The following is a 425-nucleotide window of genomic DNA, read 5'->3' as shown; positions in this document are numbered from 1 at the left end:
TTGATCTGGCCTTGCATTTCTGTTGAAATTTCATCCAAAATCGGAGCAATCATTTTGCAAGGACCACACCACTCCGCCCAAAAATCAACCACAACAGGGACGGAAGAAGCAAGAACTTCATTTTCGAAATTGCACTTATCAGTTTTTATACAGGTCATTGATTTATCCTTTACATTTAATTTCTATACATTGGTATCACGGCACGTCATATCAAGTTATAACAAAGATAAATTATAGAAAACTTTAGAGGAAAGGATTTTCTTGGATTATCAAGCAATTTCATCAAGAAGCGCATCAAGCTTTTCAGAAGGAAGTTTAAAAATTTTTGCTTCTTTGGTGTAGATAAGAAGAGCTTGGACGTTTTTGGTGGGATGAATAGCCTGCAGCAATTTTCGATAAAGAGCCATTTGCAACAAATCACGTGG

At 36.2% G+C, this 425-nt stretch carries 1 pseudogene; it reads right to left on the bottom strand.

What is annotated here, in order from left to right:
• Positions 1-149: pseudogene (locus ACFIK8_RS10205) on the bottom strand (thioredoxin family protein); the annotation flags it as partial.
• Positions 150-425 lie beyond the last annotated feature (276 nt).

The organism is Bartonella sp. MR168JLCBS (genome assembly GCF_042194175.1).
This window is presented reverse-complemented; position numbering and strand designations above follow the sequence as displayed.